The following is a 16,088-nucleotide window of genomic DNA, read 5'->3' on the forward strand; positions in this document are numbered from 1 at the left end:
GGCTGAGATTTTTGGCGTTCGAAAGATCAGAACGGCTTTTTTAGTTTGAGGAACGGTGATGAGAAATTCTGTTGATGAAAATATCAACATAGTATGCGTGTCCGATACAAACTATGTACCGCATCTGGTTACACTATTGAGATCAGTCCAATCAAATTCTGGTCATGATGACACCTTCAACGTGCATATTATACATGATGCTATAAGTGAAGATTTGCAAAAATTAATATCGGCCGAATTGAGAGGGATGGAGGTTCGCTGGTATTCAATTGTTGGTCACGATGCTTTGACATTGCCTCCTCTTCTGCAAATAAGCCGCGCTACCTATTTGCGTCTTATCATGGACGAGGTTCTGGATGAATCGATATCGCGTCTCATATACCTGGATATCGATATGGTTGTGACGGGCAGTCTGAAAGAGCTTTGGCAATGTGATTTGGGTCACTGTGTTTGTGCGGCTGTTCCTGATCCTGGTATAAATATAGAAGCGTTCGCGCAGAGGTATAATTTGACCCTTCCCGGTCAATATTTTAACGCGGGGATGATGGTACTTGACATGCAGCGGGCTCGTATTGATGGAATTCTGAGAGGTGCATTGAATCTGTTGCTGGAGCATCCATCCAAGTTTGAATATGCCGATCAGGACGCCCTGAATGTTATGTTGTGGGGTAAGTGGAAGCAGGTGGATGCGACGTGGAATTTCCAGAGAGAGTTTATGTACGATGATCTAGCCGCATGGCGCGTGATGTCGAGAGATAGGCATACCGTGCCGAAAATCATCCACTTTACGGAGAGCGTTAAGCCGTGGAAGGCTGGAGAGTGGCACCCGTTTGCGTGGCTTTATTGGAAGCACCTGCTCCGGTCGGGATTCGCCGGGGAGGTCATGCGAAAGGAGAACATCAGGTATCGAGACATCATCAAAATGTGGCTTAAGTACCTATTCAAGAAACCGAATTTGGCTCGGGGCTCGGCCAATCCGTAGGGCGCCATCCTGCTTCGTGTCGATCCACGCATTTTATGCTGCAGCGCAATATGCACCGTGGACAAATTTATCGCCAGTCGATGGTCTTCCGCGGCCTGACTTCCCAAGCGAAGCTTCCAGAGCCAGCAAGCCTTTGAAATAATGTGACAAATCCATCCGGAGCGTGTGGTTCTCCTGACTGCTTGGCATTCGCCTTGATCAACGCACCGGGTCGATTTTTGCTACGCCGCAGCAAAAATGTTGCGATGCAGCAAGAGCTGTACTAGGCTCGCCTCGGGTGGGTCAAACAGCGGTCGAGTTTTCATGCTGCATGTCTTGTACCTTGTACACGATGTTTCCGATCCGGCGGTTCGCCGGCGGATCACGATGCTCCGGACAGGTGGCGCCCAGGTCACCCTGGCTGGCTTCCGCCGTACCGCCACCCCGGTTGCCGATATCGAAGGATTGCGGCCGGTCGACCTTGGCGCGACGCGTGACGGCCGATTCGCGCAGCGTCTGGCGGCCGTGGCGAAAACAGCAGTTTCGATAGGTTCGAAGCTCAAGGGCATGCCGAAGCCCGACATCATCATCGCGCGCAACCTGGAAATGCTGGCGTTGGCGCGCCGGGCAAGGTCGGCTTTCGGCGCCGCGGCCCCGATCGTCTATGAATGCCTCGACATTCATCGCCTGGTGCTCCGCGACGATGTCCTTGGCAAGGCGCTGCGCGCCACCGAGCGCCATCTGGCGCGGGACGTGAAGCTGCTGGTAACCAGTTCGCCCGCCTTCATCGCCAATTATTTCAAACCCTTCCGCCAGGTCGCGGCACCAGTGGAACTGGTCGAGAACAAGTATTTCGAGGCAGCGGCTGTTCTGCCTGGCGAACGCGAGGCGGTGGAAGGACCTGGCGCGCCGCCATGGCGTATCGGCTGGTTCGGGGCGCTTCGGTGCCGCCGCTCGCTCGAACTGCTGGCCGGCTTCACGCGCCGTATGGAGGGCCGGTTCGAGATCGTACTGCGCGGCCGCCCGGCACTTTCCGAATTCCCGGATTTCCATGCCTTCGTCGATGCCGAACCTTACCTGTCGTTTCGCGGGCCGTATCGCAACCCGGAGGACATGGCGGCGATCTATCAGGACGTCCATTTCTCCTGGGCGATCGATTTCTTCGAGGAGGGACAGAACTCCGAATGGCTGCTGCCCAACCGCCTTTATGAAGGCTGCCGCTTCGGCGCGGTGCCGATCTCGATGGACAACACCGAGACCGGACGGTTCCTGCGGCATCGCGATATCGGCGTTTTGTTGCCGCAGGCCACGCCCGAGGCGCTGGAAACAGCACTTGGCAGGATGGAACAACACCGCTTCGGCAGGCTCAAGGCGCGCGTGCTGGCCCACAATCCGAGGATGTGGAGCTACGATCGCGGCGACTGCAGCGCCCTGGTCGAGAAACTTCGCCGACTGACCATCGGGCGCGAGCCTTTCACAACCGAAGTTTTGGCCTAGGAGAAACATCGCCCGATGACGCAAGCGCCTGCCGCCAGCCTGATCGTGATCCCGTGCTTCAACGAGGCAACTCATATCGGTGCGCTGCTCGACCAGCTCTGCCCGGCGGCGGAACGGCTTGGCGCGCGGATCCTTGTTGCCGATGGCGGCAGCACCGACGGTACGCTGGCAATTGTCGGCGAGCGCCAGAAGAACGATCCGCGCATCATCCTGCTTCACAATGAAAGGCGCATCCAGAGTGCCGCGATCAACCTGGCGGTGTCCAAATTCGGCGAGGGCGCGCAATATCTGATCCGCATCGATGCCCATGGCGGTTATCCCGACGACTATTGCGACCGGCTGATCGAGGAGGCGCAGGCCACCGGCGCCGATTCGGTGGTGGTTTCGATGCTGACCAGCGGCAGCGGCACCGTGCAGAAGGCGGCGGCGGCGGCGCAGAACTCCAAGCTCGGCACCGGCGGCTCCAAGCATCGCCACCTCTCCGCCGGCGAGTGGGTCGACCACGGCCATCACGCGCTGATGCGGATATCGGCCTTCCAGGCCGTCGGCGGCTATGACGAGACGTTCAGCCACAACGAGGATGCGGAACTCGACTATCGGCTGAGGCAGGCCGGCTACAGGATCTGGATGAGCGGCAGGACGCAGATGGTCTACTATCCGCGTACTTCGCTGCGCGGCCTCTATTTCCAGTACCTCGGCTATGGCCGTGGCCGGGCCAAGAATGTGCTGAAGCACCGGGTGATCCCGAAGGTTCGGCAGATGGTGCCGTTGGCGGTCTTCCCGGTGGTTCTGTTGGCGGCCTTCTCCTTCGTGCACTGGATTGCGGCGCTGCCGCTGTTGCTGTGGGTGGCGGTGTGCCTGGGCTACGGCCTGGTGACGGCCATCAGTCAGCGCAATGCGGATATCGCGCTTGCCGGCGTCTCGGCGATGGTCATGCATTTCGGCTGGTCCGTCGGCTTCTGGCTGCAGCTTCTCGGCCTCGGCGCGTGGCGGAGGGCGGCGTAATGGTGGCTGGGGCCAGGAACCGCAGCATCGACATCGGCGTGTGCACGTTCCGGCGGCCGGAACTGGCCGACACGCTGCGCTCGCTCGCCGCGCTTGCCATGCCTGACGGCTTCGAGGTCGGCGTCATCGTCGCCGACAATGACGACACGCCGAGCGCCAGGGCGCTGGTGACGGCGCTGTCGCAGGAATTGAAGCTGCCGGTCCGCTACCGGCATTGCCCGGCGCGTAACATCTCGATTGCCCGTAACGCTTGCCTCGACGCCAGCAAGGCGGATTTCCTGGCCTTCATCGACGACGATGAGACCGCCACCGCCCACTGGCTCGCCGAACTGGTGACAATGGCTGAACAGAGCGGCGCCGCCGCGGTTCTCGGCCCGGTGCGCGCGCTCTATCGCCCGGATGCGCCGGACTGGATGCGCCGCGGCGATTTCCATTCCACCTTCCCGGTTCGCGTGCGCGGCGAAATCCGCACCGGATACACCTGCAACGTCCTGCTGCGCATGGGATCGGACAGCCTGCGCGACCGCCGCTTCAGCCTGGCGCGCGGCCAGACCGGCGGTGAGGACACCGAATTCTTCGACCAGATGCACAAGGCAGGCGGCCAGATCGCCTTTGCCCCGGAAGCATGGGTGGACGAGGCGGTGCCGAGGGCCAGAGCCGCGTTCGACTGGCTCAGCCGCCGTCGTTTCCGGGTCGGCCAGACGCACGGCCATCTCCTGGGCCGCAATGCCAGCGGCATCGCTCGGGTGAAGCAGGCCGGCCTTGCCGCGGCAAAGGCCGCTTATTGCTTTGCCGCCGCACTTCCGGTTGCCGCCAGCCCGATGCGCAGGAACCGCAGCGTACTGCGCGGCATCATGCATGTCGGCGTCGTCAGCGGCCTTGTCGGTGTCCGCGAACTGCGCCTCTACGGCCAGCCTTCACCAGAGGAAGGGGGCAAGCATGCAGCCTGATGGTGCCTTCGTCCCCGACGTTTCTTTTGTGATTGCCGCCTACAATGCCGAGGCAACCCTTGATCGGGCGATCGCCAGCGCCATCGCCCAGAAGGGTGTCAGCCTTGAAATCATCGTCGTCGACGACAAATCGCGTGACGGCACACTCGATGTGGCGCGGGCCTACCCCGAGCACATCGTGCGCGTCGTGGCGCTCGAAAAGAACAAAGGCCCCGGTGGGGCCAGGAATGCCGGGCTCGACGCCGCGCGCGGCAGGTGGATCGCGGTTCTCGATTCCGACGACGCCGTCTTTCCCGGCCGCATCGCCGCCATGATAGGCCGCGCCGAAAAGGCGGACGCCGAGATCGCCGTCGACAATCTCCAGGTCGTCCGTGAGGACGGTGTGATCGAGGACGCGATGTTCCCGCGCCAGTATCTGGAAGGTCTGCGCGAGATAACGCTCGCCACCTACATCGCCGGCAACGTCGTGTTCGAATCGAAATTCAACTTCGGCTACCTCAAGCCGATCTTCCTGCGCAGTTTCCTCGACGAGAACCAGCTGCGCTATGACGAGAAACTGAGGATCGGCGAGGACTACATCCTGTTTGCCGACGCTCTCGCCAAGGGCGGCAGATGCGTGGTCGAGCCTACTATCGGCTATGCCTATCATATTCGCAGCGGCTCCATCTCCCGTGTGCTCGAGCTTCATCACGTCGAAGCGATGCGCAAAGCAGATGCGGTATTCGCTCAAACCCACCAGATGGATGAGGCTGCGCAGGCAGCGTTCGCCCGGCGCGGCCGCAGCCTGCGCAAGGCAGCCTCGTTCCTGGCGATGGTTCAGCACATCAAGGCGCGGTCCCCGCTCAAGGCGATACGGACTGCGCTCAGCGACCCGGCGGCGGTCGGGCATATGGGCATGCCGATCGCCGTGCGGTTGCGAAGAGTAGCGGCACAGTTTGCCGTTGGGGTGGGGAGGTGAAGATGCAGGCACATGGAGGGATTTTTCGTGGCCTGTGAATGGACTGAAGTCGATCTCCTCAGAAGGAATTTGCGATGAAGAAAATCAGGAAGGCCGTGATACCGGTGGCGGGGCTTGGAACAAGGTTCCTGCCGGCGACCAAGTCGATGCCGAAGGAAATGCTTCCCGTAGTCGACAGGCCCGTCGTGCAATACGCGGTGGACGAGGCCTTCGAGGCCGGCATCGAACACATCGTGTTCGTGACGGGCCGCAACAAGGCGGTCATCGAGGACTATTTCGACCTCCATCCGGAATTGATCGGAACCCTGGAGCAGACCGGCAAGAAGGCGCAATTGCAGTCGCTGGAAAGCCTGCTTCCGGTGGCCGGCGCCACCTCCTTTATCCGCCAGCAATCACCGCAAGGCCTCGGACATGCCGTCTGGTGCGCGCGCGAGGTCATCGGCAACGAGCCCTTCGCCCTGCTTTTGCCTGACATGGTCTCCTTTGGAGGGCGCGGATGCCTGGCCGAGATCACCGACCTCTATGCCGAGACCGGCGGCAACGTCATCGCCGTCGAGCGCTGCGATCCGACCGAGACCAACAAATATGGCATCGTCGGCCGTGGCGCCGACATTGGCGGCGGCTTCGAGGTGACGGCCATGGTCGAAAAGCCGGCGCCGGTCAACGCGCCGTCGAACTTCTACATCAACGGCCGCTATATCCTGCAGCCCGAGATCTTCCAGCTTCTGGGCAACCAGCAACGCGGCGCCGGCAATGAGATCCAGCTGACCGACGCCATGGTCCGCCTGTCGCAGGAGCAGCCATTCTTTGCCCAGCCTTTCAAGGGCCGCATGTTCGACTGCGGTTCCAAGGAGGGGTTCATCCAGGCCAATATCGCCTTCGCGCTGGCGCGCGACGACATGAAGGGCCCGGTTTTCGAGATGCTCCGGGAGTTCGTCCGGACGCATGAACGCCAGGAAGAAGCCGCATAATGCCCATCTTTCGGGAGCATTGTCGGATGGCTGACGGCGGAGGGGCCGGTCGGCTCCTCGCTGTCCGGCACCAAGCGTGTGTCGCGTCCGCCAATGCTCCCGATCTTTCTGGGGCCCGCGAGCGAGACAAGCCAGAATTGGACCGAAGATGAATTATGCCAATTTTCCTCTCGACAAGAGGATGCCATTGCCGAATTCGGACGTAGGAGACGGCGACGACTTCATCGATATCGAGCGGCTGCTTGGCATGGCCGCACGGCAGGCCAAGGTGGTTGGCGTGTGCGCCATCATCGGTCTTTTCCTGGGCTTGCTCTATCTGCAGACGACGCCGCCAAAATTTGTGTCGGTCTCCAGCGTGCTGATCGATGAGGGCCTCAACAAGATCGTCGACGACATCTCGGCGGCATCGACAACCATGCAGACCGATTCGGCCATCCTGAGCCAGATCGAGATCCTGACCTCGACCCGGCTCGCCGCCGTGGTCGTCGACAAGCTCAAGCTCGACCAGAACGACGCGTTCATGAACCCGCCCCAGTCGGCGCTTGCCCAGGGCGTCGGGATGATCCGCGGTCTGATCCAGTATGTCCATCCGAGCCAGGCCACGCCGGGCGTCGGCGATATCTCCAAGCTCGACCCCGCCGCGCGCGATGCGCTGATCGCCACGTCGCGACGTGACTATGCCATCCTCAAGCTGCAGAACGAGATCCGGGCCGATCGCGTCGGGCGAAGCTACGTCATCGCGCTTGGCTATCAAGCGACGGATCCGGGTTTGGCGAAAGCCATCACGAAGGCCTATGCCGACGCCTATCTCGCCGATCAGCTCGATGCCAGCTTCGACGCCACCGAGCGCGCGGCGGTCTGGCTGCAGGGCCGGCTGACCGAACTGCGCGAGAGCTCGCAGCAGGCATCGCTGGCGGTCGAGAAATTCAGGGCCGAACACGGCCTGTCCGCCAACAGCGACGGCCAGCTGATGAGCGACAAGCAGCTCGCCGACCTGAACGCCCAGCTCATCGTGGCGCAGGCCGACACGGCACGTGCCAGCGCCCGCTACCAGCAATACAAGTCGATCGTCGACAGCGGTTCGGACAACGCTTTCAAGGACGCCGCCATATCCAGCGACCAGCCAAGCAGCGCAGTCATCGCGGCGCTGAAGACGCGCTATCTCACCGTCGCCAAGCGGCAGCAGGATGTGGAGGCGAATTTCGGCCCGCAGCATCCGCAGGCGGTGGCGCTCGCCAAGGAGAAGGCCGACATATCGGCGCAGATCTTCGGCGAACTGAAGCAACTGACCCAAAACTATCGCAACGAATATGAGGTGGCGCTGGCGCGCGAGACCGCGCTCAGGGCCAATGTCGCCGCCGCGCAAGGCAAGAGCTCCATCGACAATCAGTCGCAGGTGAAGCTGCGCGAGCTCGACCAGAAGGCGACGGCGCTGACCACACTCTACCAGACGTTCCTCGGCCGCTACGAGGAAGCCGCGCAGCAACAATCCTTCCCGGTCGGCAAGATCCGCATCATCTCGGATGCGTCGACGCCGCTTGCCGCCTCGAGCCCGCGCACCGTCATCGTGCTCGGCCTTTCGCTGGTGCTCGGCGTTCTGATGGGCGCCGGCTTCGGCGGGCTCAACGAGTTCAACGAGCGGTTCTTCAGGACCGGCGACGAGGTGCGCGACCGCGTTGGCCTCAAATTCCTCGGTTACCTGCCCACCATCGGCAGCAAACCGACGAAGGAAGACAAACCGGACGAGCCCGATCTCAAGGTCGCCAGATCGCCGGCCGCCATTGAAAGGCGCGCGCGAATGCGGGTAAGCATCGACGCTCCGGCGTCGATGTTCTCCGAAACGCTGCGCAGCGCCAAGATCGCTTTCGATGTCGTCATGGAAGGGCAAGCCAGCCGCGTCATCGGCGTGGTCTCGGTCCTGCCCGGCGAAGGCAAGTCGACGGTCGCGGCCAATCTCGCCGGTCTGCTCGCCGCCAACGGCGCCAGAACGCTGCTCATCGACGGCGACCTGCGCAATCCGGGCCTCAGCCGCAGCCTCGGCATGGAAGCCGAGCAAGGGTTGATGGAAGCCGTGGTGAGCGGTCAAACCTGGCAGTCCGTCGGCAAGATCGACAGGCAGACCAAGCTGGCGATCATTCCGGCGGTGTCGCGTGGGCATTTCTCGCACACCAGCGAGCTTCTCTCCTCGGCCGGCATGCGGCGCTTCATCGAGAACGCCAAGGAGACGTTCGAATACATCGTCGTCGATCTGCCGCCGCTGGGGCCGGTGGTCGACGCCAAGGCCTTCGCGCCGCTCGTCGACGGCTTCGTTCTGGTCGCCGAATGGGGCCGCACGCCGCGCGCCATGGTGCGCTCCATGCTGGAATCCGAACCCTATGTCGCCAACAAGATCGTCGGCGCGGTGCTGAACAAGGTCGATCTGAAGAAGCTGGCCAAATACGGATCGTTCGGCGCGTCGGAGAAATTCTTCGACAAGTACTCGAGCTACTATCTCGACAAGTCGGAAGTGCGGTCGAAGACAGCGGCCTGAGATAGGCCGCCGCTCTCATTTCGAGATTGCGCAAAGTTTCGGCCGTCCCGCCCTGCGGCCGTCACAAAAGTTGCAGCGCCGCAACATCGCGGAACGGTAGCGCCACCCAGATGCCGGCAGTGCTCCCTACACGCCGATGCCACGCGCCTTCAGCGCCGCCGTGATTTCCTCGAGGATGGCGGGGTCGTCGATGGTCGCCGGCATCGTCCAAGCTTCCTTGTCGGCGATCTTCTGCATGGTGCCGCGCAGGATCTTGCCGGACCGCGTCTTGGGCAGCCGCTTGATGGTCACCACCGTCTTGAAGGCGGCGACCGGGCCGATACGCTCGCGCACCAGCGCGACGACCTCCTTCTCGATGGCGCCGCCTTCGCGCGCGACACCGGCGTTCAGCACCACGAAGCCCAGCGGAATTTGGCCCTTCATCGCATCGGCGATGCCGACGACGGCGCATTCGGCGACGTCGGGGTGGGCGGCCAGCACTTCTTCCATCGCGCCGGTCGACAGCCGATGCCCGGCGACGTTGATGATGTCGTCGGTGCGGGCCATCACGTAGAGATAGCCGTCCTCGTCGATCATGCCGGCATCGGCCGTCTTGTAGAAGCCGGGGAACTCATCGAGATAGGCCTGGCGGAAGCGGGCATCGGCATTCCACAGCGTCGGCAGGCAGCCCGCCGGAAGCGGCAGCTTGACCACGACATTGCCCAGCGTGCCGCGCTGCACCTCGTGGCCGGCATCATCGAGCACGCGGATGTCGTAGCCCGGCATCGGCACACCGGGCGAGCCGTATTTCACCGGCAGCAGGCCGAGCCCGGCGGGATTGATCGTCATCGGCGAGCCGGTCTCGGTCTGCCACCAATGATCGACCACCGGCACGTTGAGCTTCTGTTCCGCCCATTTGATGGTTTCGGGGTCGGCGCGCTCGCCGGCGAGGAACAGCGTGCGGAATTTGGACAGATCGTATTTCGGCACGAACTCGCCCTTGGGGTCCTGCCCCTTGATGGCGCGGAAGGCGGTCGGCGCGGTGAACAACGCGACCACGCCATGCTCCGAGATCACCCGCCAGTAGGTGCCGGCATCGGGCGTGCCGATCGGCTTGCCTTCGAACATCACGCTGGTGCAGCCATGCAGCAGCGGTCCGTAGACGATGTAGGAATGGCCGACCACCCAGCCCACGTCGGACGCCGCCCAGAACACTTCTCCCGGCTTGACGCCGAACTCGTTGTCCATCGTCCATTTCAGCGCGACCATGTGGCCGCCATTGTCGCGCACGATGCCCTTGGGCTGGCCGGTCGTGCCCGACGTGTAGATGATGTAGAGCGGGTCGGTCGCCAGCACCGGCACGCAGTCGACATTGGCGCCGGCCGCCCGTTCGCGGGCGACGGCATCGGCATAGTCGATGTCGAAATGGTCCTTCAAATCGCAGCGCAACTGGTCGCGCTGCAGGATCAGGCAGGCGTCCGGCTTGTGGCGGGACATCTCAATCGCCTTGTCGAGCAGCGGCTTATAGGCGACCACCCGGCCCGGCTCCAGGCCGCAGGAGGCCGAGATGATCAGTTTCGGTTTTGCGTCGTCGATGCGGGTGGCAAGCTCATGCGAGGCAAAGCCGCCGAACACGACCGAATGCACGGCGCCGATGCGGGCGCAGGCGAGCATGGCGATGGCCGCTTCGGCCACCATCGGCATGTAGATGATGACGCGGTCGCCTTTGCCGACGCCGCGGTTCTTGAGCACCGAGGTCAGCGCCACCACTTCGCGTTTCAACTCGGCATAGGTGAACTTCTTCACCGTTCCGGTGATGGCGCTGTCATGGATCAGGGCGATCTGGTCGGCCCGCCCGCCGGCGACATGCCGGTCAAGGGCGTTGTAGCAGGTGTTGCAGGTCGCGCCGGTGAACCAGCGGCCATAGACGCCGGCGGCGGTATCGAACACCTTGTCCCAAGGCGAATACCAGTCGATGGCCTCGGCCGCCTCCGCCCAGAATTTTTCCGGGTCGCGTTTCCAGCCGTCATAGACCTCGTGATAGCGTGAAGCCATCCGTAACCTCCCCAGGAACGATTTGCGGTCCTCGGCAATAGCCTATGTTGTTTCTTCGGGCGATGTCTCCCTGCATTTTCGTCTCAGTCGGCCGTGTCTTGACCTGACACGCGCGGTGGCGTGCCGCTCTATGACGAAACCGGGGTTTCGACGATCCAGCTGGAACAGATTCTGGCCGGCAGCACGGCCGATTGTTCGGCGAGCTTCGATGACACCCAGCAAGGCGACACATCGGGCAAGGCGCTCGGTTTCCGGCTGACGCTGCAAGGCCAGGACGGCAAGCCTTTCAGGACCTTGCATGAGGACAAGGCCGTACCGGGCTCGAGGAACTGCCCGAGCTCCTACAGCCTGTCGCAATCCTATGAATACACACCGGCTGGCAAGCCGGCGGTGATCGTCGTGCTGGTGCAGCGCTTCAGCCAAGGCTTTGAAGGGCGTGATCGCCGCTTCATCGCCGTGGCCGGACAGCTCCGCTGAGCAATCCATCGATAGCCGTCTAACGAACAGGATTCGCTGGACAAATGTGGATTGCACTAGATCGGCAAGGCCACCAGCATGAGGCCGACACCGCCGAAGATCAAAATGGCTGTCGCAAGAGCTTTTCGATGACGTTCGAAAGTCGTTGGAGCCCGCTCCCAATTGTAACGCATACGCTTATCTCCCCAGGTCCCGGGGAGTTCTTACCTTACCCAAGGGAAGAAAAGCAACGGTCTTGCCGGTCAACGCACTCGCCTGCCGCGTCATTCCGACGACTGTTTCCGGGACGATTTTCGGCTCTGGATGAATGTTACAGCCTGACAAGAGCGTGCTGCAAGCATAGCGCTACACGAGCCCCCCGCCGGCCGATAGACAGCGCCCCACCACCGCGCTATCTCATTTCGGGGTTTTGCATCGCTTTTGGGGTTCGTGATGGAAATTGCCTCTGGAACGGTTCTGCGGCTGGCGGACGATGCCTCGGTTCAGCATGTCGGCGACGGCGCGGTCGTGCTTTTGGCGCGCAGCGGTCAACTCTATACCTGCAACGGCACGACCGAAGCTTTTCTCGACAAGGTGGATGGCGCGCGCAACCTCGGCCAGATCGTCGGCCTGCTTTGCGAGGAGTTCGAGGTCGACAAGGGCACGCTTGACGAGGACATGGCGGCGCTGGCCACCGATCTTGTTTCGGAAGGCATTCTCGCCGCTCCAGGACTCGATAGCTGAAAGGACTGCTTGATGGCGGACAGTCCTCTCTTGCGCGCCTTGTTTCGCTGCCATCTCTGGGCAAGCGCGCGGCTGATGCCGGTCCTCATTGCCAACCGCAGCTTCGAGGAGGTGCTGAAATGGGCGCCCCTCGCTTCGCCGACGCCCTATCGCGGCTTGCCAGCCCCCTACATTATCGCCCGTGTCAACCGTGCCGTGCGCCGTCCCTGGCTGATGCGCGACCGCAGATGCCTGCGGGAAGGACTACTCGGCCACCGTTTCCTGCGCCTTGCCGGCTTCGATCCGGAGTTGCGCTTCGGCGTCGATCCGAAGTCGCTGCAAGCGTCGCGGCTGTCGGCGCATTGCTGGGTCTGCCTCGACGGCAGGCCGGTGGTCAGCGACAGCCTTCCCGGCATGGTCGAGATCTATCGCCACCATGACCGCGCCTCGAAAGTGCGCGCCGCTTGACCAGACCTTGCGCCTTCTATGATCTCAACGGCCATGTCCTCGGCATTTCGGCCGACCGCGCCGGACTATGGCTGGGCTTCGACAGGATGCTCGCCAGCCTGCGCGTCGAAGGTTCGACCGAAGCGGATTTTCATCTGGACATCGTCGAGGCGGAAACATTGGACGAGACACCCGCCGGATCCCTGGTCTTTGACGGCGAGATACCGGACGATGGCTACTGCCGGATGATCACGGACGGCGCCAGCGTGCATCTGGTTTTGCCGGGGCGCCAGACCGTCGAGATCAACGAGAAGGGCTGGGCTCGACTCCGCATCGTGCCCGACAGCAAGGCCGCCTGGACGCCATCGATGCTGATGCTGGACGCAGCACTCGATGCCGGCGGCCAACATATGCTGCACACGGCGGGCCTGACGCTGCCGGGCAGCGACGCCGTCGTGCTGGTCCATGCCCCGAGCGGTACCGGCAAGACCACCACATCGCTGGCCTTGGCAACGCAAGGATTCGGCCTGTGCTCCGACGATGCCATGATCCTGGATGTCGCTTCCGCCAGGCCTGTTGCCTGGGGTTTGCCCCGCCACGTCAAGATCCATGAGAAGACCGCGCGGATGATCCCGCTTGTGGCGCCATGTCTCGGGCCGTCCTGGGACCGTAACGGCGAACAGGCTGTTTCGCTGGAAAAGCTGGGTGGGATCATAAAAATCGAGAACCCGACTGCCCGTCCGGTAGCAGCACTCCTGCACCTTGCGCGATCGGCCGACGAAGAAACCCGGCTCACGCCCATGGCCCGGACCGACGCGACGGTGGCGCTGGCGATGGACAATGTCCGCACCGGCATGACCGGCCTGCTGCCGCTGCAGAAGCGCCGGCTGGCGACGATCGGCAAGCTGGTCTCCTCGGTGCCGGCCTTCAACCTGGAAGTGGGCGCGCGTCCGGCCGATGCGGCGGCGCTGATAAGCGCCATATTGACGTCACGGGACTGACGGCCACTTCAAGCCGCGTATGGCCTGGCCTTGGCCAGCCGCTGGATCCAGCGGAACGCATCGCGACGCAGGCGCGAGCCGATCTTCTCCCGGGAATTGACCCTGAGCAGCGTGTTCGTCGTGATCAGCTTTTTGGCCAGCCGTATCGACAGGTCGGGCTTGATCCGAGCGGCGAGTTCGAGCGCATGCGATTCGTCGAACAACTGGCCGGTCACGTTGAGCACGATCGCCAGTTCGAGTTCGATGCCGGTCATGCGGGCGGCGTCGAGCAAGCGTTCCTCGGCTTTCGGCGACTGTAGCGCCCGTACGCCTTGCAGCACGTCGACACAAAGCTGCAGCCGGTGGAATTTATGCCCCCCTGCCGCATGCACGATGGCGATCGTCAAAAGGGCTGCCGGCGTGTCCGTCGCCTCGCCGTCAATGATGCCCAGCTCGCGAAAGCCCAGGGACAGGCGCCGCCGCATGCCGGTGTCGTGCACAAGGTCGCCATGCAGCTCGACCAGCAGGCTGGAGTTCTCCTTCTCCTGCCATTTGAACTCCTGCAGCTGGTAGGATTCGGCTTCGTTGCTGCCAAGCTCGAAGCCTGACGCCGCGATCACCTGGTTTGCCCGCGCAAGGTTGGCGGGCTCGACAAGGATGTCGATGTCGGTGAACGGCCGGTCGGAAATGTTGCGATAGAGTTTTCGCGCGAAGACCGGTCCCTTGACGATCCGCGCCGGAATGCCTTCCGCCGCCATCCCCTTCATGATGCGGTCACCATGATACTGCAGCAGCATCGAATGGCCGGTGGCGATCGTCGCCTTCTGGCGCAGATCATCCAGCTTGGATTGCAGGCCTGAATCTTGAGGCAGGCGCGCGTCGCCGCGCTCCCTGAGCTTACGCAGCATAATCGGCAGGACACCGTGGAATTCGGCATTGTCGAGCAACGCCGACAGTGCCTTCGCCGACAAATTGTCCTCGACCGCCGCGGCCTCCGGATCGGCCAAGCGCAGCAGCAGTCTTTCTTCGGCGAAGGTGAGGGAGGGCAGCATCAACCCGGGCAAATCCATGGCTAAGTGGATTGTCCAGAATGGTTGCAGAAAAGCGCGGCCGAAGCCAGCCTTATAGGCCCCAGCGCAGCGCGGCCGTGTGGACAGGTGCGTCCCACCAGTCCGTCAGTTCGTCGTCGAGCAGGGTCAGCGTGATCGAGCAGCCGGCCATGTCGAGCGAGGTGACATAGGTGCCGACCAGCGAGCGGGCAATCGTCACGCCATGCTTCTCGAAAATCCGGCGAGCGCTGTTGTACATCAAGTAGAGCTCCATCAGCGGCGTGCCGCCGAAACCGTTGACGAACAGCAGCGCCGGGCCTTTCGCCTGGCCATCCAGATCCCCAAGGATCGTGGCACAGATCTCCTGCGCGATCGCATCGGCGCTCTTCAAGGTGTCGCGGCGGCGGCCGGGCTCGCCATGGATACCGACGCCGAATTCCATCTCGCCATCGCCGATGTCGAAGGTCGGTTTGCCGGCCGCCGGCACGGTGCCACTGGTCAGCGCCACGCCCATCGAGCGGGTCGCGTCGTTGACACGCTCGCCCAGCGCCTTCAACGCCGGCAACGCCAGCCCGTGCTCGGCGGCGGCGCCGACCATCTTTTCCACCACCAGCGTGCCGGCGACGCCGCGCCGTCCGGTCGTGTAGGACGAATTCTCGACAGCGACGTCGTCATTGGTCACCACCTGAAGCACGCCTTCCGACATTTCCGCCGCCATGTCGAAGTTCATCACGTCGCCCTCATAGTTCTTGACGATGAACAGGCAGCCGGCGCCGGTGTCGACAGCCTGCGCGGCCGCCAGCATCTGGTCCGGCGTCGGCGAGGTGAACACCTGGCCGGGGCAGGCGGCGTCCAGCATGCCATGGCCGACAAAGCCGCCATGCAGCGGCTCGTGGCCGGAGCCACCGCCGGAGATCAGCGCCACCTTGCCCGGCTTGAGCATCTTGCGGCGGATGAATTTGTGCTCCTCGCCAAGCACTAGGATATCGGCATGGGCGGCCACGAAACCGTCGAGGCTTTCGGTCAGCACCGTGTCCACCGAGTTCATGAATTTCTTCACGGCCGTCTCCTCCCGAAATAGCCTGACATCAAGGGGCAATCAGCCACTCTTGCCGGTGATGCTGGTGACCTTCTGGATGAATTCGTTGATCGCGCGGTCGAGCGCCGCATTCTGTTTGTCGTCGCCGAAATCCGGCACGATGAGCGAAACGTGCCTTGTCTTGCGCGCGCCCGCGGCGACCGAGATCTTCCCTGGATGCGCCTGATGGTAGGCGGCGAGAAACTGGTCCCGCTCGGCCTGGCTGAAATGGCAGACGGAAAAGATGGCGGGCAGATGCTTCGACGGAATCGGGATCGAATAGGTGGGGCTCGAAATCTGCGTGACGAAACTGCGGTGCTTGCCGAGCGCGTCGGCAAGGCGCTGGCGCATGCCGGACGGACGCTGGTCGATGACCTGCGACAGGATCGTTTTGTAGGCGCGGATCGCTTCTTCGGAGCCGGGCTCGGGTTTGATATCGATCATGCCTG

Annotated in this window: 15 protein-coding genes; 11 read left to right on the forward strand and 4 right to left on the reverse strand. The window is 62.7% G+C overall.

What is annotated here, in order from left to right:
* Positions 1-58 precede the first annotated feature (58 nt).
* The 7 genes from FJ960_RS20840 (at position 59) to FJ960_RS20870 (ending at position 8,872) form a co-directional block, all read left to right on the forward strand.
* Positions 59-982, forward strand: coding sequence for a glycosyltransferase family 8 protein (locus tag FJ960_RS20840; RefSeq protein ID WP_140716446.1), 924 nt, complete (start codon positions 59-61; stop codon positions 980-982).
* 303 nt (positions 983-1,285) lie between these two features.
* Positions 1,286-2,458 carry a glycosyltransferase family 4 protein gene (locus FJ960_RS20845; protein ID WP_140716448.1) on the forward strand — a complete coding sequence of 391 codons (1,173 nt, stop codon included), beginning with the start codon at positions 1,286-1,288 and terminating at the stop codon, positions 2,456-2,458.
* Positions 2,459-2,473: 15 nt separating this feature from the next.
* On the forward strand, positions 2,474-3,463 hold the full coding sequence (locus FJ960_RS20850) for a glycosyltransferase family 2 protein (RefSeq protein WP_140716450.1): 990 nt from the start codon (positions 2,474-2,476) through the stop codon (positions 3,461-3,463).
* The gene (locus FJ960_RS20855) at positions 3,463-4,413 is read left to right on the forward strand and encodes a glycosyltransferase family 2 protein (protein WP_140716452.1); all 951 of its coding nucleotides are present in this window, start codon (positions 3,463-3,465) and stop codon (positions 4,411-4,413) included. Before FJ960_RS20850 ends, FJ960_RS20855 begins: the two co-directional genes overlap by 1 nt.
* Entirely contained in the window at positions 4,403-5,371 is a 969-nt protein-coding gene (locus FJ960_RS20860; RefSeq protein ID WP_140716454.1) for a glycosyltransferase family 2 protein, read from the forward strand. Before FJ960_RS20855 ends, FJ960_RS20860 begins: the two co-directional genes overlap by 11 nt.
* A 74-nt stretch (positions 5,372-5,445) precedes the next feature.
* A complete protein-coding gene (locus FJ960_RS20865; RefSeq protein WP_140716456.1) occupies positions 5,446-6,342 on the forward strand; it encodes a UTP--glucose-1-phosphate uridylyltransferase in 897 nt (298 codons plus the stop codon).
* Positions 6,343-6,490: 148 nt separating this feature from the next.
* Positions 6,491-8,872 (forward strand): polysaccharide biosynthesis tyrosine autokinase, encoded by a 2,382-nt coding sequence (locus tag FJ960_RS20870; protein ID WP_140716458.1) that lies wholly within the window; start codon positions 6,491-6,493, stop codon positions 8,870-8,872.
* 126 nt (positions 8,873-8,998) lie between these two features.
* On the opposite strand, the gene FJ960_RS20875 is transcribed toward FJ960_RS20870, so the two are convergent.
* On the reverse strand, positions 8,999-10,906 hold the full coding sequence (locus FJ960_RS20875; RefSeq protein WP_140716460.1) for a propionyl-CoA synthetase: 1,908 nt from the start codon (positions 10,904-10,906) through the stop codon (positions 8,999-9,001).
* Between the two features lie 120 nt (positions 10,907-11,026).
* Between FJ960_RS20875 and FJ960_RS20880 the strand changes: the two genes are divergently transcribed.
* The 4 genes from FJ960_RS20880 to FJ960_RS20895 all read left to right on the forward strand — a co-directional run bounded on the left by FJ960_RS20880 (position 11,027) and on the right by FJ960_RS20895 (position 13,533).
* Entirely contained in the window at positions 11,027-11,383 is a 357-nt protein-coding gene (locus FJ960_RS20880) for a DUF2259 domain-containing protein (RefSeq protein WP_246672890.1), read from the forward strand.
* 432 nt (positions 11,384-11,815) lie between these two features.
* Entirely contained in the window at positions 11,816-12,106 is a 291-nt protein-coding gene (locus tag FJ960_RS20885) for a PqqD family protein (RefSeq protein WP_140506612.1), read from the forward strand.
* A gap of 12 nt (positions 12,107-12,118) precedes the next feature.
* Positions 12,119-12,553, forward strand: coding sequence for a lasso peptide biosynthesis B2 protein (locus FJ960_RS20890; RefSeq protein WP_140716462.1), 435 nt, complete (start codon positions 12,119-12,121; stop codon positions 12,551-12,553).
* Positions 12,550-13,533, forward strand: a complete 984-nt coding sequence (locus FJ960_RS20895; protein ID WP_140716464.1) for a serine kinase — start codon at positions 12,550-12,552, stop codon at positions 13,531-13,533. The genes FJ960_RS20890 and FJ960_RS20895 overlap by 4 nt, the downstream gene beginning before the upstream one ends.
* An 8-nt stretch (positions 13,534-13,541) precedes the next feature.
* Here FJ960_RS20895 and FJ960_RS20900 read toward each other — a convergent pair whose 3' ends face one another.
* The 3 genes from FJ960_RS20900 to FJ960_RS20910 form a co-directional block, all read right to left on the reverse strand.
* A complete protein-coding gene (locus tag FJ960_RS20900; RefSeq protein ID WP_181165859.1) occupies positions 13,542-14,564 on the reverse strand; it encodes a nucleotidyltransferase family protein in 1,023 nt (340 codons plus the stop codon).
* Between the two features lie 70 nt (positions 14,565-14,634).
* On the reverse strand, positions 14,635-15,621 hold the full coding sequence (dhaK, locus tag FJ960_RS20905) for a dihydroxyacetone kinase subunit DhaK (RefSeq protein WP_140716468.1): 987 nt from the start codon (positions 15,619-15,621) through the stop codon (positions 14,635-14,637).
* A 39-nt stretch (positions 15,622-15,660) separates the two neighbouring features.
* Positions 15,661-16,083, reverse strand: coding sequence for a hypothetical protein (locus tag FJ960_RS20910; RefSeq protein WP_140716470.1), 423 nt, complete (start codon positions 16,081-16,083; stop codon positions 15,661-15,663).
* Positions 16,084-16,088 lie beyond the last annotated feature (5 nt).

Origin of the sequence: Mesorhizobium sp. B2-3-11, assembly GCF_006442215.1 — a bacterium.
Classification (GTDB): Bacteria; Pseudomonadota; Alphaproteobacteria; order Rhizobiales; family Rhizobiaceae; genus Mesorhizobium; species Mesorhizobium salmacidum.

Excerpts from the sequence above, each read along its gene's own strand:
- FJ960_RS20840 (WP_140716446.1), top strand. The coding sequence starts at position 59 with ATGAGAAATTCTGTTGATGAAAATATCAACATAGTATGCGTGTCCGAT.
- FJ960_RS20845 (WP_140716448.1), top strand. The coding sequence starts at position 1,286 with ATGCTGCATGTCTTGTACCTTGTACACGATGTTTCCGATCCGGCGGTT.
- FJ960_RS20850 (WP_140716450.1), top strand. The coding sequence starts at position 2,474 with ATGACGCAAGCGCCTGCCGCCAGCCTGATCGTGATCCCGTGCTTCAAC.
- FJ960_RS20855 (WP_140716452.1), top strand. The coding sequence starts at position 3,463 with ATGGTGGCTGGGGCCAGGAACCGCAGCATCGACATCGGCGTGTGCACG.
- FJ960_RS20860 (WP_140716454.1), top strand. The coding sequence starts at position 4,403 with ATGCAGCCTGATGGTGCCTTCGTCCCCGACGTTTCTTTTGTGATTGCC.
- FJ960_RS20865 (WP_140716456.1), top strand. The coding sequence starts at position 5,446 with ATGAAGAAAATCAGGAAGGCCGTGATACCGGTGGCGGGGCTTGGAACA.
- FJ960_RS20870 (WP_140716458.1), top strand. The coding sequence starts at position 6,491 with ATGAATTATGCCAATTTTCCTCTCGACAAGAGGATGCCATTGCCGAAT.
- FJ960_RS20875 (WP_140716460.1), bottom strand. The coding sequence starts at position 10,906 with ATGGCTTCACGCTATCACGAGGTCTATGACGGCTGGAAACGCGACCCG.
- FJ960_RS20885 (WP_140506612.1), top strand. The coding sequence starts at position 11,816 with ATGGAAATTGCCTCTGGAACGGTTCTGCGGCTGGCGGACGATGCCTCG.
- FJ960_RS20890 (WP_140716462.1), top strand. The coding sequence starts at position 12,119 with ATGGCGGACAGTCCTCTCTTGCGCGCCTTGTTTCGCTGCCATCTCTGG.
- FJ960_RS20900 (WP_181165859.1), bottom strand. The coding sequence starts at position 14,564 with ATGCTGCCCTCCCTCACCTTCGCCGAAGAAAGACTGCTGCTGCGCTTG.
- FJ960_RS20910 (WP_140716470.1), bottom strand. The coding sequence starts at position 16,083 with ATGATCGATATCAAACCCGAGCCCGGCTCCGAAGAAGCGATCCGCGCC.